19 protein-coding genes are annotated in these 19,046 nt (G+C 71.2%); 14 read left to right on the top strand and 5 right to left on the bottom strand.

The genetic code is table 11. The features are described from left to right. The 5 genes from RIN75_RS42355 to RIN75_RS42335 all read left to right on the top strand — a co-directional run. A partial coding sequence (locus RIN75_RS42355; protein ID WP_309117753.1) for a polyribonucleotide nucleotidyltransferase occupies positions 1–2,072 on the top strand: 2,072 nt, incomplete at its 5' end. A gap of 98 nt (positions 2,073–2,170) precedes the next feature. Then, a complete protein-coding gene (locus RIN75_RS42350; RefSeq protein ID WP_309117752.1) occupies positions 2,171–3,475 on the top strand; it encodes a pitrilysin family protein in 1,305 nt (434 codons plus the stop codon). After that, a complete protein-coding gene (dapB, locus tag RIN75_RS42345; RefSeq protein ID WP_309117751.1) occupies positions 3,472–4,227 on the top strand; it encodes a 4-hydroxy-tetrahydrodipicolinate reductase in 756 nt (251 codons plus the stop codon). Before RIN75_RS42350 ends, dapB begins: the two co-directional genes overlap by 4 nt. Further along, positions 4,224–4,679 carry a tetratricopeptide repeat protein gene (locus RIN75_RS42340; protein ID WP_309117750.1) on the top strand — a complete coding sequence of 152 codons (456 nt, stop codon included), beginning with the start codon at positions 4,224–4,226 and terminating at the stop codon, positions 4,677–4,679. The genes dapB and RIN75_RS42340 overlap by 4 nt, the downstream gene beginning before the upstream one ends. A 256-nt stretch (positions 4,680–4,935) precedes the next feature. Beyond that, entirely contained in the window at positions 4,936–5,325 is a 390-nt protein-coding gene (locus tag RIN75_RS42335; protein ID WP_309117749.1) for a PRC-barrel domain-containing protein, read from the top strand. Here the strand turns inward: RIN75_RS42335 and RIN75_RS42330 are convergent. Then, on the bottom strand, positions 5,273–5,770 hold the full coding sequence (locus tag RIN75_RS42330; RefSeq protein WP_309117755.1) for a hypothetical protein: 498 nt from the start codon (positions 5,768–5,770) through the stop codon (positions 5,273–5,275). The genes RIN75_RS42335 and RIN75_RS42330 overlap by 53 nt on opposite strands. 30 nt (positions 5,771–5,800) lie before the next feature. Then, the gene (locus RIN75_RS42325; RefSeq protein WP_309117748.1) at positions 5,801–6,346 is read right to left on the bottom strand and encodes a GNAT family N-acetyltransferase; all 546 of its coding nucleotides are present in this window, start codon (positions 6,344–6,346) and stop codon (positions 5,801–5,803) included. Positions 6,347–6,409: 63 nt separating this feature from the next. Here RIN75_RS42325 and RIN75_RS42320 point away from each other — a divergent pair, with 63 nt between their 5' ends. Both RIN75_RS42320 and RIN75_RS42315 read left to right on the top strand, forming a co-directional pair. Then, positions 6,410–7,294 carry an EamA family transporter gene (locus RIN75_RS42320; protein WP_309117747.1) on the top strand — a complete coding sequence of 295 codons (885 nt, stop codon included), beginning with the start codon at positions 6,410–6,412 and terminating at the stop codon, positions 7,292–7,294. After that, positions 7,291–8,496: a DNA glycosylase AlkZ-like family protein gene (locus RIN75_RS42315; RefSeq protein ID WP_309117754.1), complete on the top strand. Its 1,206-nt coding sequence runs from the start codon at positions 7,291–7,293 to the stop codon at positions 8,494–8,496. The genes RIN75_RS42320 and RIN75_RS42315 overlap by 4 nt, the downstream gene beginning before the upstream one ends. A 373-nt stretch (positions 8,497–8,869) precedes the next feature. Here the strand turns inward: RIN75_RS42315 and RIN75_RS42310 are convergent, their stop codons facing one another. Together RIN75_RS42310 and RIN75_RS42305 are read right to left on the bottom strand one after the other, a co-directional pair. Beyond that, complete coding sequence (locus tag RIN75_RS42310) at positions 8,870–9,748, bottom strand: DUF4097 family beta strand repeat-containing protein (protein WP_309117746.1); 879 nt, start codon at positions 9,746–9,748, stop codon at positions 8,870–8,872. 10 nt (positions 9,749–9,758) lie between these two features. Continuing rightward, the gene (locus RIN75_RS42305; protein WP_309117745.1) at positions 9,759–10,274 is read right to left on the bottom strand and encodes a toxin-antitoxin system HicB family antitoxin; all 516 of its coding nucleotides are present in this window, start codon (positions 10,272–10,274) and stop codon (positions 9,759–9,761) included. Between the two features lie 155 nt (positions 10,275–10,429). Between RIN75_RS42305 and thyX the strand changes: the two genes are divergently transcribed. The 6 genes from thyX to RIN75_RS42275 all read left to right on the top strand — a co-directional run bounded on the left by thyX (position 10,430) and on the right by RIN75_RS42275 (position 16,429). Continuing rightward, the gene (thyX, locus tag RIN75_RS42300) at positions 10,430–11,182 is read left to right on the top strand and encodes an FAD-dependent thymidylate synthase (protein ID WP_309117744.1); all 753 of its coding nucleotides are present in this window, start codon (positions 10,430–10,432) and stop codon (positions 11,180–11,182) included. A 5-nt stretch (positions 11,183–11,187) separates the two neighbouring features. Further along, complete coding sequence (locus RIN75_RS42295; protein WP_309117743.1) at positions 11,188–11,580, top strand: ACT domain-containing protein; 393 nt, start codon at positions 11,188–11,190, stop codon at positions 11,578–11,580. A 160-nt stretch (positions 11,581–11,740) separates the two neighbouring features. Continuing rightward, positions 11,741–13,168, top strand: a complete 1,428-nt coding sequence (locus RIN75_RS42290; RefSeq protein WP_309117742.1) for a serine/threonine-protein kinase — start codon at positions 11,741–11,743, stop codon at positions 13,166–13,168. Positions 13,169–13,178: 10 nt separating this feature from the next. Beyond that, a complete protein-coding gene (locus tag RIN75_RS42285; RefSeq protein WP_309117741.1) occupies positions 13,179–13,799 on the top strand; it encodes a TIGR03085 family metal-binding protein in 621 nt (206 codons plus the stop codon). A gap of 48 nt (positions 13,800–13,847) precedes the next feature. Further along, complete coding sequence (gene dapA / locus RIN75_RS42280; RefSeq protein WP_309117740.1) at positions 13,848–14,753, top strand: 4-hydroxy-tetrahydrodipicolinate synthase; 906 nt, start codon at positions 13,848–13,850, stop codon at positions 14,751–14,753. Further along, entirely contained in the window at positions 14,750–16,429 is a 1,680-nt protein-coding gene (locus RIN75_RS42275) for a ribonuclease J (RefSeq protein WP_309117739.1), read from the top strand. Before dapA ends, RIN75_RS42275 begins: the two co-directional genes overlap by 4 nt. A 43-nt stretch (positions 16,430–16,472) precedes the next feature. Here RIN75_RS42275 and RIN75_RS42270 read toward each other — a convergent pair whose 3' ends face one another. After that, positions 16,473–17,252 (bottom strand): lysophospholipid acyltransferase family protein, encoded by a 780-nt coding sequence (locus tag RIN75_RS42270; RefSeq protein WP_309117738.1) that lies wholly within the window; start codon positions 17,250–17,252, stop codon positions 16,473–16,475. Positions 17,253–17,385: 133 nt separating this feature from the next. Between RIN75_RS42270 and RIN75_RS42265 the strand changes: the two genes are divergently transcribed. Next, positions 17,386–19,046, top strand: a 1,661-nt coding sequence (locus RIN75_RS42265) for a DNA translocase FtsK 4TM domain-containing protein (protein ID WP_309117737.1), incomplete at its 3' end; no start/stop codon positions are given.

Raw genomic sequence — 19,046 nt, 5'->3', positions numbered from 1 at the left:
CCAAGGAGCACTTCGACTTCTTCCCCCTCACGGTGGACGTCGAGGAGCGCATGTACGCCGCGGGCCGCATCCCCGGCTCGTTCTTCCGCCGCGAAGGCCGCCCGTCGACCGACGCGATCCTGACCTGCCGGCTGATCGACCGCCCGCTGCGCCCGTCCTTCGTGGACGGTCTGCGCAACGAGATCCAGGTCGTCATCACGGTGATGAGCCTGAACCCGGCCGACCTGTACGACGTGGTGGCGATCAACGCCGCGTCCGCGTCCACGCAGCTGGCCGGCCTGCCGTTCTCGGGCCCCATCGGCGGCGTCCGGGTGGCGCTGATCGAGGGCCAGTGGGTGGCGTTCCCGACCCACGAGCAGCTGGAGAAGGCCGTGTTCGACATGGTCGTCGCCGGCCGGGTCGTGGGTGACGACGTCGCGATCATGATGGTCGAGGCCGAGGCCACCGAGAACGTGATCGACCTGGTCGCCGAGGGTGCGCAGGCGCCGACCGAGGAGGTCGTCGCGGCGGGCCTGGAGGCGGCCAAGCCGTTCATCAAGGTGCTGTGCGAGGCGCAGGCGCAGCTCGCGCAGGTCGCCGCGAAGGAGACCGGCGAGTTCCCGACCTATCCGGCCTACCAGCCGGACGCGTACGAGGCGGTCGAGGCGGCGGCGTCGGGCGAGCTGGCCCAGGCGCTGACCATCGGCGGCAAGCAGGAGCGGGAGAACCGGCTCGACGAGATCAAGGCGTCGGTGCTGGAGAAGCTGGCCGAGCAGTTCGAGGGCCGGGAGAAGGAGGTCGGCGCCGCGTTCCGCTCGCTGACCAAGAAGCTGGTGCGCCAGCGCATCCTGCGCGACAAGGTCCGCATCGACGGCCGCGGCCTGACCGAGATCAGGTCGCTGTCCGCCGAGGTCGAGATCATCCCGCGGGCGCACGGCTCGGCGCTGTTCGAGCGCGGCGAGACCCAGATCCTGGGTGTCACCACGCTGAACATGCTGCGCATGGAGCAGCAGATCGACTCGCTGTCCCCCGAGACGCACAAGCGCTACCTGCACCACTACAACTTCCCGCCGTTCTCCACCGGTGAGACCGGCCGCGTCGGCTCGCCGAAGCGGCGCGAGATCGGCCACGGCGCGCTGGCCGAGCGGGCGCTGGTGCCCGTGCTGCCCAAGCGCGACGAGTTCCCGTACGCGATCCGCCAGGTCTCCGAGGCGCTGGGCTCCAACGGCTCCACCTCGATGGGCTCGGTCTGCGCGTCCACCATGTCGCTGCTCAACGCCGGTGTGCCGCTGAAGGCGCCGGTGTCCGGCATCGCCATGGGCCTGGTGTCCGACGAGGTCGACGGCAAGACCGAGTACGTGGCGCTGACCGACATCCTCGGCGCCGAGGACGCGTTCGGCGACATGGACTTCAAGGTCGCCGGCACCAAGGAGTTCGTCACCGCGCTGCAGCTGGACACCAAGCTGGACGGCATCCCGTCCGAGGTGCTCGGCGCGGCCCTGGGCCAGGCCCGCGACGCGCGCCTGACCATCCTGGAGGTCATGGCCGAGGCCATCGACCGCCCGGACGAGATGAGCCCGTTCGCGCCGCGCGTCACGTCGGTGAAGATCCCGACCGACAAGATCGGCGAGGTCATCGGGCCCAAGGGCAAGATGATCAACTCGATCACCGAGCAGACCGGCGCCGACATCTCCATCGAGGACGACGGCACGATCTACGTCGGCGCGGCGGACGGCCCGTCCGCCGAGGCCGCGATCGGCATGATCAACGCCATCGCGAACCCGCAGCTGCCGAAGGTGGGCGAGCGCTTCCTGGGCACCGTGGTGAAGACCGCGGCGTTCGGCGCGTTCGTCTCGCTGCTGCCGGGCAAGGACGGCCTGATCCACATCTCCAAGCTGGGCAACGGCAAGCGCATCGGCAAGGTCGAGGACGTCGTCAAGGTCGGCGACAAGCTCCGCGTCGAGATCGCGGACATCGACCAGCGCGGCAAGATCAGCCTGGTGCTGGTCAACGAGGAGGCCGACGCCGCCGCTTCGTCGGGCGAGGCCCCGGCCGAGGCCGCTCCCGAGGCTTCGGAGACCCCGGCGCAGTGACCGGACGCGTCAACGGGACGGCCGCGAGTGCTTCGAGCACTCGCGGCCGTCCGCTTAGCGGTCGGCTCGGGCACCTCCAGCGGCCGGGCAGCACCCGGTTGCTGGAGAGCAGCGAGACCGGGGTGACGGTGCGGCGCAGCGTGCTGCCGTCCGGGCTGCGGGTGATCACCGAGCAGATCCCCGGCGTGCGGTCGGCCTCGGTGGGGCTGTGGGTGCAGGTCGGGTCGCGCGACGAGCGGCCCGAGGTCGCCGGCGCCGCGCACTACCTGGAGCACCTGCTCTTCAAGGGCACGGCCAACCGGTCCGCCGCCGCCATCGCGGAGGAGATCGACGCGGTCGGCGGGGAGCTGAACGCGTTCACCGCCAAGGAGCACACCTGCTACTACGCGCACGTCCTGGACGAGGACCTGCCGCTGGCGCTGGACCTGGTGTGCGACGTGGTGTTCGAGGCGCTGTGCGAGCCGCGCGACTTCGAGACCGAGCGCGGTGTGGTGCTCGAAGAGATCGCCATGCGGGACGACGACCCCGAGGACCTGCTGCACGACGCGTTCCTGGACGCTCTCCTCGGAGAACACGCGCTGGGACGGTCGGTGCTGGGCACTGAACGGTCCATCCAGGACATGGACCGCGATGCGCTGTTCGGCTTCTACAAGCGCCGCTACACGCTGCCGCGGATGGTGCTCTCGGTCGCCGGGAACGTCGACCACAACCACGTGATGCGGTTGGCGCGCAAGCAGATCGGCGACCGGCTGGCGCGTTCCGGGTCCCCGGTGCCGCCGCGGAGCGGCCGCGCCCGCATCCCCGCCACCCGCAAGCTCGTGCTGCACAGCGACGACACCGAGCAGGCGCACATGATGCTGGGCGTGCGCGCGCTCGACCGGCACGACGAGCGCCGGTTCGCGTTGAACGTGCTGAACGCGGCCCTGGGCGGCGGGATGTCGTCCCGGCTGTTCCAGGAGGTGCGGGAGCGGCGCGGGCTGGCCTACCAGGTCTACTCGTCGGTGGGCACGTACGCCGACACCGGGACGTGGTCGGTCTACGCGGGTTGCCAGCCGGACCGGCTCGGCGACGTGGCCGGCGTGGTGCGGGACGTGCTGTCTGTGGTGGCCGCCGGCGGGTTGACCGACGCGGAGGTGGCCCGGGGCAAGGGCCAGTTGCGCGGCGGGCTGGTGCTGGGTCTGGAGGACACCAGTTCCCGGATGTCCCGCATCGGCAAGGGCGAGTTGAACTACGGCGACTACCTGTCGGTGGAGCAGACGTTGGACCGGATCGACCAGGTGACCGGCGAGGAGGTGGCGGCGCTGGCGAAGGAGTTGCTGCGGCGCCCGGTCGCCGCCGCCGTGGTCGGCCCCTACGCTCACGCCGACGATCTGCCGTCCCAGGTGCACGAGGTGATCTCTTGAGTGAGCGTTCTGCGATCCGTGTCGGCGTGCTGGGTGCACACGGGCGGATGGGGTCCGAGGTGTGCCGCGCGGTGGAGGCGGCGGCCGACATGGAGGTCGTGGCGCGGGTCGACGCCGGCGACCCGTTGCAGGGCTTGGTCGACGCCGGGGTCGAGGTCGTGGTCGACTTCACCAACCCCGACGTCGTCATGGACAACCTGCGGTTCTGCGTCGACCACGGCATCCACGCGGTCGTCGGCACGTCCGGCTTCGACGCCGAGCGGTTGACGACGCTGGAGGAGTGGCTGGCCGGCAAGTCCGTCGGCGTGCTGATCGCGCCGAACTTCGCGATCGGCGCGGTGCTGTCGATGCGGTTCGCCGAGCTGGCCGCCAAGTACTACGACTCGGCCGAGGTCATCGAGCTGCACCACCCGCGCAAGGTGGACGCCCCGTCCGGCACGGCCGCCCACACGGCGCGGCTGATCTCGGAGGCGCGGGCGGCGGCCGGTCTGGCGGCGATGCCCGACGCGACCACCCAGGAGGCTCCGGGGGCGCGTGGGACGGTGGTCGGCGACGTCCGGGTGCACTCGCTGCGGATCGCCGGGATGATCGCCCACCAGGAGGTCGTGTTCGGCACGGCGGGTGAGACGTTGACCCTGCGTCACGACTCGCTGGACCGGACGTCGTTCATGCCCGGCGTGCTGCTCGCGGTGCGCTCCGTGGCCGAGCGGCCGGGGTTGTCCGTGGGGCTCGACAAGTACATGGACCTGTGAAGACCCGTACCGTCGCTTTCCTGATCACCGCCGCGCTGGCGGTGTACTTCGTGCTGCTCGGCGGCCGGGCGTTCGTGCTGATCGGCACGGGCGACCCGGTCGGCGTCGGGCTGGGGATCGGCGTGCTGGTGCTGCCCCTGATCGGGGCGTGGATCGCGTGGACGAACCTGCGGTTCGGGTTCGTCACCGAGCGCATGGCCCGGCAGTTGGCCGACGAGGGCGGGCTGCTGGACACCTCGTCGCTGCCGCGGCGGCCTTCGGGCCGGGTGGACCGGGAGGCGGCGGACGCCTGGTTCGAGGAGCGGCGGGCCGAGGTGGCGGAGTCGCCGGCGGACTGGCGGCGCTGGTTCCTGCTGGCCCAGGCGTACGACCTGGCCGGGGACCGGGGTCGGGCGCGGGAGACCATGCGCAAGGCCATCGAGCTATTCCACCTGCCGACGAATCGGGCGTGAAGCATTCGGGTGAGACGGACTTCATCCGGCCTTCACGTGCTTTTGCCTAGGTTTGTCCGGTGACTGTGAGTAGCGTGGGTGGCGTGTCGAACGCCTGCCAGAACGTGCGGCTGACTGTCGCCTGCCTGCTGATCGTGGCCGCCCTGGGCGCGGCCGTCGCCCTGACCTGAGCGCCCGGCCCCTTGGGACGTTCGGGGGTCACACCTCCGGGTGGTTCGGGGTGCGATCAGTGCGGGACAGGGGTAGCCGCATACACATGGACCGAACAGCGGTGGACCGCCTTTACGACTGCGACCTGCTAGACCGTCACGGTGAGCGCGTGGGCACCGTGGCGGAGCTCTGGATGGACGGCGGCCGTCCCCTGTGGGCGACCGTGCGGACCGACCACGCCACCACGCTCGTGCCCATCCGCGGGGCGCAGGTGCGGGATCGGCGAGTGGTCGTGCCGGTGGACAAGCGGGAGATCGAGGACGCGCCCGAGGTCGGCGCCGAGGTGTCCGAAGTGGACCACGTGCGGCTGCACGACCACTACGGGTTGACCGTGCCCCAGCAGCGGCTGGTGCGGCGGGTGAGGCCTGGTGGAGCGGCCACGCCTAGTGGAGCAGCCACCCCGCCATCAGGCCGGGCGACGCGGCGAGCACGCTGAACCGCGCGAACCTGCCCACCATGCCGGTGGTGATGAACAGCCACGACGACATGCCCGCCAGTCCCGCGAGCACCGTGGTGAACATGAACGGCGGCAAGCCGACCACCGAGCTGACCGCGTGCGTGCCGAACATCCAATGAGGATGCCGGTGGCACCGGTCCCGGATGCCGTCCAGGCGGGCCTTCCACTTCAGCCGTCGTGGTGACGGCGGCTTCTCCTTCTTCCGGCGGTGCATGAACGCCGGCAGGTGCAGCGAGCCGCGCGCGGCCAGGAAGTAGAACATCTTGCCCAGCACCTGCCCCACCGCCACGGCGAGGCCGATCCACCACCACGAGATGTGGGGCTGCTGAGTCACGAGGCCGATGACGAAGACCTCGATGCTGATGAGGGGGACGATCGCCGACCCGAACGCCACGCCGAACGTCAGGCCGAGCCAGCCCAGCAATGCCCACACCCGTTCGAGGCTAGCAACCCGTCAGTCGGCCAACAGTAGGGTCAACCCCCCGGAAACCCTTATTTCCCGCAACGGTCGCCCGCCGGCGTCCAGGGTGCGCACCGTTCCGTCGGGCTCCCACCCCGCCTTGGCGTAGAAGTTCGTCGAGGCCCGGTCCGCTTCGGGGACCCAGGCGATACCGCGCGTGTTCCCGTTGTCACGCAACGTTTTGGCCGCAGTGGCGAGTAGACGACCGCCGTGCCCCCTTCTGCCCCAACGGGGTTCGACCAGGATGCTCACGAGCGCGGTGGTCGCGGCGTCCGGGGGCAGGGTTCCGTCGGCTTTCGCGACCTCTTCGGCGGGAGCGCGGCCCGCCACGCAGTAGCCCACCAGGTACTCGCCCTCGGTGGCCACCAGGACCTGGTCCTCCTCCACCGCTTCGGCCCAGGCCTGGGTGGTGTCGCCCAGGCCGCCCAGGACCTCCTCGGGCAGGAGGCTGCGGTACGCGGTGCGCCACGTGTCGCGGTGGATGCGGGCGATCTGCTGGACGTCGTCGGGAGTCGCTGCCCGCACTGCGGCGTCGGCCATGGGGAGACCCTAGTGGCCGAAACCCGCGTGAACCGGACGGGTGTCCCGTGAAAGCGTGCGGACATGCGTTGGGCAGCTCTGGGCGTCGTGTACGTGGTGTGGGGGTCTACCTACCTGGCCATCAAGTTCAACATCGAGACCATGCCGCCGCTGCTGTCGGGCGGGTTGCGCTTCCTGGCGGCCGGTCTGGTGCTGGCGCTGGTGGTGGGGCGTCGGATGCGGATGACGTGGCCGCAGGTGGGGACGGGGGTGCTGCTCGGGCTGCTGCTGCCCGCGTGGGGCAACGGGATGGTCGTGGTGGCGGAGCAGTCGGTGGCGTCCGGGTTGGCGGCGCTGCTGGTGGCGGCCGTGCCGTTGTACGTGGTGCTGATGCGCCGGGTGGGCGGTGAAAGGCCGCCGGCGGTGACGTACGTGGGCGTCGTGGTCGGGTTGGTCGGCTTGGCCGTGCTGTTGATGAACGACGTGGGCGAGTCGACGTGGTGGGGGCCGTGGCTGGTGCTGCTCGCGGCGTTCGGGTGGGCGTTGGGGTCGTACCTGAGCGGGCGGCTGCCGGTGCCGGCGAACCCGTTCGCGTTGTCCGCCGTGGAGATGGTGGCGGGCGGGGCGGCGCTGACCGTCGTGGGCCTGGTGTCGGGGGAGCGGCTGGACGTCTCGGCGGTGTCGTCGACGTCGTGGCTGGGGTGGGGCTACCTGGTGGTGTTCGGGTCGTTGCTGGCGTTCAGCTCGTACGTGTACGTGCTGGGGCAGTTGCCGGTGTCGACGGTGGCGACCTACGCGTACGTGAACCCGGTGATCGCGGTGCTGCTCGGGGTGTGGCTGGCCGACGAGCGGTTCGGGGCGTTGCAGCTGGTCGGCGGCCTGCTGGTGGTGGTCGCGGTGGTGCTCGTGGTGCGGGCCGAGCGAAAGTGTCGTACCCCCGTGGGAACATCCGAACCGTGCAGAAGATGAGTGCGGACGTCGCCCGCCGGATCGCGTTGGGCGCCCAGGGATTCGCCGACCCGCGGCCGGCGTCGCCGCCCACGCGGCGGCACCTCCAGCGGGTGCTGTCGCGCGTCCAGCTGATCCAGCTCGACTCGGTGAACGTGGCCGTGCGCGCGCACTACATGCCCGCGTTCAGCCGGCTGGGGTCGTACACACCGTCGCTGGTCGACGACGCGGCCTGGTCCCACAGCACGCGCAAGCCGCGCCTGCTGGTGGAGTACTGGGCGCACGAGGCGAGCCTGGTGCCGGTCGAGGACTGGCCGCTGCTGCACTCCGGGGCCAAGCGACCGGGTTGGTGGCACAACTACACGTCGATCGCCGAGCGCGACCCCGGGCTGGTGGACGACATCCTGGCCGTGGTGAAGGAATTAGGGCCGGTGGGCGCGGGGGCGATCGAGAAGGCGCTGGCCGGCGGCGGCCCGCGGCGCAAGGACCACTGGGGGTGGAACTGGTCGGAGGTCAAGAAGATCTGCGAGTGGCTGTTCGGCTCCGGGCAGCTCACCACGGGTTCGCGGCGCGGCTTCGAACGCCTCTACGACCTGACAGAGCGCGTTCTGCCGCCGGAGGTGCTGTCCCGCCGGGTCACCGCGGAGGAGGGCGCCCGCGAGCTGGTCTCCCGAGCCGCCACCGCTCTGGGCGTGGCCACTGAACCCGACCTGCGCGACTACTACCGCCTGGCGCCCACACGCAGCCGGCAGGCCGTGCAGGAGCTGGTCGAGGAGGGCGTGCTGGAGCCCGTCCAGGTCCAGGGCTGGACGGCAGTGGGCTACCGCCACACCTCGGCCCGCGTGCCCCGCCAGGTCACCGGTCGGGCGCTGCTGTGCCCGTTCGACCCGCTGATCTGGGAACGGGACCGAACAGAACGCATCTTCGGCTTCTACTACCGGATTGAGATCTACGTGCCGGCGGCCAAGCGCGTCCACGGGTACTACGTGTTCCCGTTCCTGCTGGACGGCCACCTGGTCGGCCGCGTCGACCTCAAGGCGGACCGGCAGGCGGGGGTGCTGCGCGTGCAGGCGGCGTACTCGGAGTCGACGGCCGACGTGGGGCGGGTGGCGGTCGAACTGGCGGCCGAGTTGCGCCACATGGCCGACTGGCTGGAACTGGACAAGGTCGCGGTCACGCCACGGGGTGACCTGGCACCTGCCCTGAAGGCGGTGGTGCGCTGACGATCCACGAGCGCTCCCGCTTGGACCCCACGACCCGCCAAAGCCACCACGCCAGCCGCCGAAGCCACCCCGCCAAAGCCCGCCCCCCGCCGAAGGTGGGAGGCGGTCCGCCGAAGGCGGTCCCGCCGCAGGCGGGTGCTTTTGGGGCTTTTGCGGGGTGGCCCGGGAGGGGGTGGGCGGGTGGATGCCCAAAGCGAGCAAAGCCCCCGCAACCCGCAGCTCAAGCCCCCAACCGACGGATCAAGACCCCCGCAGATCAGGACCGCAACCCGCAGACCGTGACCGCGCCGGCAGACCGGGACCGCGGCGCGCGCATCGGGGGTGCGCACGCCGCGGAGCTTCCACCGGTCACGCGGCTGTGCCGCGCAACCCGTCAGGTGGTCGCCGTGGTCACCAGGGCGTTGCCGCTGCCGGTCCGCCCGGTGATCACCAACGGCGGCGTGTCGGCCGGCGGCGTGTCCGAGACCTCCAGGTCGCTGCGCGCCGTGCCGGCCGTCGAGAGCAAGTCCACCTCGGCCGCCACCCCGGGGTGAACCCCCACGCGCACGTGACCCGAACCCGTGCCCAGCTGGATGCGGCCGGCCGCGGCGTCCGCGATGGTGACGTCGCCACTACCAGTCCGCACCTGCACGTCGTTCTGCACCGCGCCCAGCCACACGTGACCCGTGCCGCTGTAGAGCACGGAGTTGCCCGCGATGGACGCCACCTCGATGTCGCCGCTGCCCGTCTTCGCCCGCAGGCCGCCCGCCATCGGGCCCAGGCGCAGCTTGCCCGACCCCGAGTTGACCTGGGACGACGCGTCCGCCCGGTCCGCGGTGACGTCGCCGGTGCCGGTCTGGATCTCCAGCCGACCCGCCGCGCCGGTCACGGTCACGTCGGCCGCGCCGGACTTGGCGATCACGTGCGACCCCACGGGCGCCCGCACGGTCACGCCCAGCGGCACCGCGCGCAGCGGCAGCGCCTTGGACGACTGCACCTTAAGCCGCTGCCCGGTCAGCTCGATCCGGGCGTCCCGCACGGCGTCGGGGGGCGTGGCCGCGCCGCCCTGGCCGAACTGGTCGTTGACCCAGCTCAGCAGGCCGGTGAGGCCGGCGGTCCAGGAGTCGCCCGGCGCCTGCTCGTGGCGGACCTCGACGTGCACCCCGGGCTCGTCCACCAGGTGCACCTGCACGCGGCCGGCGAGCAGGGCGATGTCGATCTCCACCACGCCCTCGACCTCGAAGCTCTGCTGTCGCACGACTTCCGAGTCCACGTCGTCCCCCTCAGCCCCGCACCCAGCCGCGGACCCGGGACCCCTTGTCGTCCTTCGGCGGCTGCTGGTGCTTGTCGTGCCAGTTCTTGTGGTGCCCGCGCCGCCCGCCGACCGCGCCCTGCACGGCCTGCGCGACGAACGTGTTCAGCGACATCCCCTGGGCCGCCGCGGCCTGCTCGGCCTTGGACTTCAGCTCGTCCAGCAGCCGCAGCGTGATGCGCGTGGCGTCACCCGCGGTCGGCCGGGGAACTTCCTGCGGCTCCGGTTCGTGGTCCTGGGGGGCGGACGCGCCGGTGACGACCACCTGGACGTCCCGGCCGTCCAACCGGACCTGCACGACGGGACCGTCGAGCGCGACGGTCACCTCCGCGGCCAGGTCGGACAGTGCGTTCATGAGGGCCAGCCGGGCGGCCGGCTCCAGCGCGGCGGACAGCACGGCCGCGGTGCGCCGGGTGTCGTCGTCCCCGGCGGAGGCGGCCGTCGCGAGGTCCTCGCGCAGTTGCGCGATGTACGGCGACAGATCCATGACACCACCATGCCGCCACATCTGACATCAGTCAAGGAAGCTGTGACATCACGATGACACCACCGCTGGAGGTCGCTCGCCGGTCGAGATCGGCGCGGCGTGCTCCATGCGGCGTAATTCTGAGCCGCACCGGGGCCTGAGCTAGGGTTCCCGGCATGGCTGAGACGGTGTCGCCGAAGGTGCAGTTGATCGCGAAGACGGAGTTCTTCCCCCCGGCGGACGTCCCGTGGTCCACCGACGCCGACGGCGGCGAGGCGCTGGCCGAGTTCGCCGGGCGCGCGTGCTACCAGTCGTGGACCAAGCCGAACCCGGCGACGGCCACCAACGCCGGCTACATCAAGCACATCATCGAGGTCGGCCACCTGTCCGTCCTCGAGCACGGCAGCGTCAGCTTCTACTTCACCGGCATGTCCCGGTCGCTCACCCACGAGCTGATCCGGCACCGCCACTTCAGCTACTCGCAGCTGTCCCAGCGGTACGTGCCCGAGCGCAACGCCGCCATGGTCGAGCCGGACGTCATCGCCGCCGACCCCGAGCTGCACGAGCTGTTCCTCAAGGCCACCCAGGCCAGCGTCGACGCCTACACCGAGCTGCTCAAGGGCCTGGAGAAGAAGTTCTCCGACGTCCCCAGCGCCACCCTGCGCCGCAAGCAGGCCCGCCAGGCCGCCCGCGCGGTGCTGCCCAACGCCACCGAGACGCGCATCGTCGTGACCGGCAACTACCGGGCGTGGCGGCACTTCATCGCCATGCGCGCCACCGAGCACGCCGACGTCGAGATCCGCGCCCTGGCCATCGAGTGCCTGCGCCAGCTGCAGAAGGCGGCGGCCAACGTGTTCGCCGACTTCACCATCTCCGCGCTGGCCGACGGCACCGAGGTCGCCTCCAGCCCGCTGGTCACCGAGGGCTGAGGCGCGTGAAGCGGCTGATCGTCGACGTCCAGCCGGGGGAGTACACGGTCGCGCGGCTGCCCGCCGACGCGGCCGTCCCGCCCGGCCTGCTGGACCGGGCCGGGCTCGTGTCGGTGACCCGCACGCCGGACGAGCTGTCCATCGTGTGCCCGAGCGAGCACGCGCCGGACAGCGACGACACCCAGGCGGGTTGGCGGCTGCTGACCGTGCGCGGGCCGCTGGAGTTCACGCTGACCGGCATCATGGCGGCGCTTTCGGGTGAACTGGCGGCGGCGGGCGTGAGCCTGTTCGCGCTGTCCACCTACGACACCGACCACCTCCTGGTGAAGGCCGCCGACCTCGGCCGCGCCACCCAGGCCCTGCGCAACTCCGGCCACGAGGTCCACCTGCCCACCTGAGCCGAACCGGCCGCGCGCACGTGTAACGCGCAAGGGGGCGACCGGGGATCGATTCAACACAGAATCGTTGAAACCGGGTGGCCCCGGCGGCGGTCTGAAGTAGCGTTCCGCCCGTTTCCGGGGTTCGAGGAGTTGCGCAGCGGTGACAGGTCCACAAGGTGTGAGCGCCCAACCACGCGTCATCGCGGGCAGGTACGCGCTGCTCGGCGAGCTGGGCCGCGGCGGCATGGGCGTGGTGTGGCGCGCGCAGGACAACGTGATCGGTCGCCAGGTCGCCATCAAGGAGCTGCACCTGCCCGACGGCATCGCGGCCGAGGAGCGCCGGGTGCTGGAGGAGCGGGTGCTGCGCGAGGCGCGGACCGCGGGCCGGCTCAACGACCCCGCCGTGGTGACCGTGTTCGACGTGGTCGCCGAGAACGGCATGACCTACATCGTGATGGAGCTGGTCGAGGCGGCCACGCTGTCCACGATCATCGCCCAGTCCGGCCCGATGCCGCAGGACCGGGTCATCTCCATCGCCTTGCAGGCCCTGTCCGCGCTGGAGACCGCGCACCAGGCCGGCATCGTGCACCGGGACGTCAAGCCCGGCAACCTCATGGTCCAGCCCAACGGCCGGGTCAAGCTCACCGACTTCGGCATCGCCCAGGCGATGGACGACCCGCGCCTGACCACCAGCGGCAGCCTCATCGGCTCGCCCGCCTACATGTCGCCCGAACGCATCCACGGCCACGAGGCCTCGCCCGCCTCGGACCTGTGGGCGCTGGGCGCCACGCTCTGCTACGCCGTCGAGGGCCTCAACCCCTACGAGCGCTCGTCCACCGCGTCCACCCTGCACGCGATCATGAACGAGATGCCGCGCCTCACCAGGGCGCACGGCGCGCTCGGCGCGGTCATCACGGGCCTGCTCATGCCCGACCCGAACGCCCGCCTCACCGGCCCGCAGGCCCGCGCCATGCTCGACCGCGCCGCCGCCCAGCCGACGCCGCCGACCGGGTTCCCGCCGCCCGGCGGCCCGACCGTGCAGTACCAGCCGCCGACCATCCGGCCGCAGCGCAAGCCGTGGGTGAAACCCCTGCTCACGGCGGTCGCGGCGATCGGCGCGGTGGCGTTCCTGGTCCTCGGCGTCATGGTGGACCGGTGGCTGTTCACCGACAAGCCGCCCGCCGCGATGGCCGAGACGATGACCTTCGGCAACGGCGGCACCCTGCCCGAGTTCAAGCTCAACGCGGGCTACTGCGGCGACAACTTCCTCGCCCCCTCGGTCCGCGTCGGCAGCGCCGAGTGCGACGAGGCGCACAGCATCGAGGTGTACTGGGAGGGCGGCCCGTTCGGCAGTTCCGACAAGGTCGCCTACCCGGGCGAGGAGTGGCTGCGCAAGTACGCCGAGAACTTCTGCACGCTGGTCTTCAAGTCCGATCGCGTGCCGCTGGAGGGCAAGGACACCAAGCTGCGCTACGTGGCCGTCGTGCCGACCCAGGCGGAGTGGAAGGAGAACTACTCCGCGTCCAAGGGCTCGCGCGAGGTGTTCTGCGTGCTGTGGGACAAGAACCGGGTCGAGCTTTCCGAGCAGGTGCACGCCAAGAAGTAGGGTGGGCCGCATGGGCGTCGCACAGGACGAACGCAGGCTGCTCTGCGACCTGTTCACCGAACTCGGACCGGACGCGCCCACCCTGTGCGACCCGTGGCGCGCCCGGGACCTGGCCGCGCACCTCGTGCTGCGCGAACGCCGGTTCGACGCGGCCCTGGGCATCCTCGCCAAGCCGCTCGCCGCGCACACCCAGAAGGTCCAGGACGCCTACGCCGCCAAGCCGTGGGACGACCTGGTCGACCTGGTCCGCTCCGGCCCGCCCGCCTGGTCCCCGTACGCGCTGCTGGACGACGTCCTCAACACGGTCGAGTACTTCGTCCACCACGAGGACGTGCGGCGCGCGGCCGACGACTGGACGCCCCGCTCGCCCGACCCGCGCCGCGACGCTGCCCTGTGGAAAGGCCTGCGCGGGGTGGCCAAGCTGACCTACCGCAACAGCCCGGTCGGCGTGGTGCTGCGCCGCCCGGACGGCGAGTCGGTGACCGTGAAGTCCGGCCCGAACCCGGTGATCCTGACCGGTCACGTCTCGGAACTGCTGATGCACGCGTTCGGCCGGGCCCGCGCCGAGGTCGACTACGACGGCGACCGGGACGCCGTCACCGCCGTGAAGCGCCTCGACCGGGGCCTGTAAGCCCAGCCCAAAGGGGGTTGCGGGCACCGCAGGCGGTAGCGTTCAGCCATGACCGGATGCCCGACCGCCTCACCCGGCCGCCCTTTCGGCCGCGTGCTCACCGCCATGGTCACGCCGTTCGACGCCTCCGGGGCGCTGGACCTCGACAAGGCGCAGGAGCTGGCGAACCACCTGGTCGACCTGGGCAACGACGGTCTGGTCGTCAACGGCACCACGGGCGAGAGCCCCACCACCACCGACGCCGAGAAGGCGGACGTCATCCGCGCGGTCGTGCAGGCCGTGGGTGACCGGGCGACCGTGGTCAGCGGCGCCGGCACGTACGACACCGCGCACAGCGTCCACCTGGCCCGCGCCGCCGAGGCCGCCGGCGCGCACGGCCTGCTGGTGGTCACCCCGTACTACTCCCGGCCGCCCCAGGCGGGCGTGGAGGCGCACTTCAAGGCCGTCGCGGACGCCACGGGCCTGCCGGTGATGCTCTACGACATCCCGCCGCGCGCGGTCACCCCGATCGAGGTCGACACGCTGCTGCGGCTCGCCGAGCACCCCCGGATCCTGGCCGTGAAGGACGCCAAGGGCGACCTCCTGGCGGGCAGCAAGGTCATCGCGGCCACCGACCTGGCCTACTACTCCGGCGACGACCCGCTCAACCTGCCGTGGCTGTCCGTGGGCGCGGTGGGTTTCGTCAGCGTCATCTCGCACATCGCCGCCGACCGCCTGCGCGCCATGCTCGACGCGTACGAGTCCGGCAACGTCGCCGCGGCTCGGACGGTCCACCAGGAACTGCTGCCGCTGCTGCGGCCGTTCACCCGCATGCCCGGCGTCACCTACGCCAAGACCGCTCTGCGTCTGAAGGGCCTGGACGTGGGTAACCCACGTCTGCCCCTGGTACCCGCATCCAACGAGGACATCGAGGCCGTCTCCGCTGTCACGGCCGAACTGGGAGTCAACGCGTGATCAACCCGACGTCACCCCCGCCCGCCCTGCCCGACGGAGGTCTGCGCGTCGTCGCACTGGGCGGCATCGGCGAGGTCGGCCGCAACATGACCGTGTTCGAGCACGCCGGCCGGCTGCTGGTCGTGGACTGCGGCGTGCTGTTCCCCGAGGACGACCAGCCCGGCGTCGACCTGATCCTGCCGGACTTCCGGGCCATCGAGGACCGGCTGGAGGACATCGACGCGCTGGTCCTGACCCACGGTCACGAGGACCACATCGGCGCCGTGCCGTTCCTGCTGAAGCTGCGCCCGGACCTGCCGGTCGTGGGCTCGCGGTTCACCCTGGCCCTGCTGGCCGCGAAGTGCCGCGAGCACCGGCAGACCCCGACCCTGGTGGAGATCACCGACGGGGAGCGCCGCACGTTCGGCCCGTTCGAGCTGGAGTTCTTCGCGGTCAACCACTCCATCCCGGACGCGGTCGCGGTCGCCATCCGCACGTCGGCGGGCCTGATCCTGCACACCGGCGACATCAAGCTGGACCAGTTGCCGCTGGACGGCCGGCTGACCGACCTGGCGGGCTTCTCCAGGCTGGGCGACGAGGGCGTGGACCTGTTCCTGGTCGACTCGACCAACGCCGAGGTGCCGGGTTTCGTGGCGCCGGAGCGGGAGATCGGGCCGGTCCTGGAGAACGTGATCCGCAAGGCCAACCAACGCGTGATCGTGGCCTGCTTCGCTTCGCACGTGCACCGCGTGCAGCAGGTGCTGGACGTGGCCGTGCAGTACAAGCGCCGGGTGGCTCTGGTGGGCCGCTCCATGGTCCGCAACATGGGCATCGCCGCCGAACTGGGCTTCCTGCAAGTTCCGGACGGCTTGTTCGTGGACCTGAACGAGGCCATGGACATGCCCGAGAACGAGGTCCTGTTCGTCTCGACGGGCTCCCAGGGCGAACCACTCTCTGCGCTGTCCCGCATGGCCCGTGGTGAACACCGCCAGATCTCCATCCGTGCCGGGGACACCATCGTGTTGGCGTCGTCGCTCATCCCGGGCAACGAGAACGCGGTCTTCAACGTGGTCAACGGCTTGTCCCGCTTGGGCGCGACGGTCGTGCACCAGGGCAACGCGAAGGTCCACGTGTCGGGCCACTCGCCGGCCGGTGAACTGCTGTTCCTGTACAACGCGGTCCGCCCGTCCAACGTCATGCCGGTCCACGGCGAATGGCGCCACCTCCGGGCGAATGCCGCTCTTGCTGTGGCGACAGGCGTTTCCGAAGACCGGGTGGTGATCGCCGAGGACGGCGTGGTCGTGGACCTGGTGGACGGCAAGGCTTCCATCACCGGCCGCGTCGAGGTGGGCCACGTCTACGTGGACGGCCTGTCGGTCGGCGACGTCGGCGAATCCACCCTGTCGGACCGCTTGGTGCTGGGCGAGGGCGGCTTCATCGCGATCACGGTCGCCGTCGACTCCAACACCGGCCGCGCGGTCGCCCCGCCCACCGTCTCGGGCCGCGGCTTCTCGGACGACCCGAAGGCGCTGGACCAGGCGATCTCGTTGGTGGAGATGGAACTCTCGCGCACGGAGGTCGAGGGCATCACCGACTCCCACCGCATCGCGCAAGCCGTTCGCCGGGTAGTCGGCCGCTGGGTAGCCGAAACCTACCGCCGCCGCCCGATGATCGTGCCCACGATCATCCCCGTCTGACCAACGACGCGCCGCGCGGCTTTCGGCCGCGCGGCGCGCGGTTTCACGCCGCCTCAGGACGCCAAGGGCTGCTGCCCGTCGTAGGCCGGGTCGGGTCGTGGAACTTCGGCAGATCAGGCTCGTCCGCCCGCAAAGGCACCAACCCCGCCGTGATCGCCCGCATGATCCGCTCATGCGCCCGCCGCGCGTCCCCAGGCCGACCGTCCTTCAAGTCCGAAAGGTCCACCGGCGCGCCGAAGTGCACCTTGAACACCGGCCGCCGCCGCAGACCGCGCAAGTACGAAGTCAGGTACGGCTTGAAGTCGTCCCACCCGTTGACGTGCGTGTTCCCCCAGTACACCGCCTCGTGCGCGCCCCACTGGCTCACCGGCACCACCGGCACACCGCCGCTCAACGCCAGCCGCGCCACCCCGGTCTTCCCCCGCTCCGGCCAGAGCCCGGGGTCGAGGCTGATCTTCCCCTCCGGGTACACCGCGATGGGATCACCCCCGCGCCGCAACGCCTCCACCGTCCGGTGGTAGGCCTCGCCGACCGACGCGGACGCCCGGTCCACCCGCAGGTGACCGGAGGCCTTCAACGCGGGACCCATGATCGGGGCGTCGAGCAGTCCTCCCGCCAGCAGGAAGCGCGGGTGCACGCCGAGTTCGCGGCACGCGGCGATCAGGACGAACGGGTCGAGGTTGCCGATGTGGTTGGACGCGAGCAGCAGGGGACGGCCCTTGAGGTCCGCCGGGATGTCGCCGGTGACTTGCAGCCGTCCGCTGAGACCCACGAACCCGCGGTCGAGGGTCGTCAGCACGCGCCACAGCAGTGGTGTGGACACAGCGGGGAAGGCTACGGCGTGTCGAGGTGTGGCTGTAACCGATTCCGGGCAACTATGGACGACGAGCAGCGCACGTCACGTCCTGCCGTGACCGTTGGGGCCGGTGGGACCAGAGCGACTAACGTTGGACACCATGGCTGGCCGAACCGGAACCCCCCGCGGCAAGGGCACGACCCGGAAAGGCGGGTCGAAGCCCCGGGCACGCACATCCAGGTCCCGCCCGGCGGCCCGCAAACCCTCTGGAGGCGGCTCGGTCGGCAAGGCCTGGGGCCTGCTCGGCCGCGGCGTGGGCAGCGTGGTCCGCGCGGTCGGCCGGGGCAAGGACCTGGACCCGGAGCACCGCCGCGACGGCCTCGGCCTGGTGCTGATCGCGCTCGCCGTGATCACCGGCGCGGGTGTGTGGTGGCAGGCCGGCGGACCGGTGGGGCAGTGGGTCGACGTCGCCGTGCGCAGTTCGGTCGGCGCGCCCGCGATGATCGTGCCGCTCGTGCTGCTCGCGGTCGGCGTCACCCTGATGCGCACCGATCCCAAGCCGGAGGCACGGCCCCGCCTGGTGATCGGCGGCATCCTGGTCGCGGTCGGCTTCCTGGGGATGTTCCACCTCGTCGGCGGCCTCCCCACCGACCCCGTCGAGCGCCGCGGCGCGGGCGGGGCGCTGGGCTACCTCGCCGGCGGTTTCCTCGCGCAGGGCCTCACCCCGTGGGTCGCGGGCCCGCTGCTGGTGCTGATCTTCGTCTACGGCGTGCTGGTCCTGGCGCACCTGCCGATCCGCGAGGTGCCCGCCAAGCTCGGCTCGCTGCTCGGCGGCCGCAAGACCGACGACCAGTTGGAAGGGTTCGGCCGCGAAGAGGAACAGCCGGCGGAGGAGGAGAAGCCCGCCAAGCTGCGCCGCCCGTCGCGCCGCCGCCAGGCCGCCGCCGCCGACGACCAACCCGAACTCCCGCTGGACGAGGCCGCCGAGGACGAGCCGCCGCCACCGCCGCGCCCGGCCCCGAAGCCCAAGCCCAAGGCCGAACCCGACAAGCCGCAACCGACCATCGCGGTGCGCGCGGTCGAGGGCGACTACAAGCTCCCGCCGCCCACCATCCTCAAGGACGGCGACGCGCCCAAGGCCCGCAGCAAGGCCAACGACCAGATGATCGAGGCGATCACCGGCGTCCTCGACCAGTTCTCGATCGACGCCCAGGTCACCGGCTTCACCCGGGGTCCGACGGTGACCCGCTACGAGGTCGAACTCGGCCCCGGCGTGAAGGTCGAGAAGATCACCGCGCTGACCAAGAACATCGCCTACGCCGTCGCCACCGACAACGTCCGCCTCCTCGCGCCGATCCCGGGCAAGTCCGCGGTCGGCATCGAGGTGCCCAACAGCGACCGCGAGATGGTGCGGCTGGGCGACGTGCTGCGCTCGCCGAGCACGGTCAAGGACAACCACCCGATGGTCATCGGGCTGGGCAAGGACATCGAGGGCCACTTCGTCACCGCGAACCTGACCAAGATGCCGCACCTGCTGGTCGCCGGCTCCACCGGTTCGGGCAAGTCGAGCTTCGTGAACTCGATGCTGGTGTCCCTGCTCGCCCGCGCCACGCCGGACGAGGTCCGGATGATCCTCATCGACCCGAAGATGGTCGAGCTGACCCCGTACGAGGGCATCCCGCACCTGATCACGCCCATCATCACCCAGCCGAAGAAGGCCGCCGCCGCGCTGGCCTGGCTGGTCGAGGAGATGGAGCAGCGCTACCAGGACATGCAGGTCAACCGGGTGCGCCACATCGACGACTTCAACCGCAAGGTGCG

This window comes from Saccharothrix sp. (genome assembly GCF_031180885.1).
In the GTDB taxonomy this organism is placed as follows: domain Bacteria; phylum Actinomycetota; class Actinomycetes; order Mycobacteriales; family Pseudonocardiaceae; genus Actinosynnema.
Note: the sequence above shows the minus strand (reverse complement) of the source record. Positions and strands in the feature narration are given on the sequence as shown.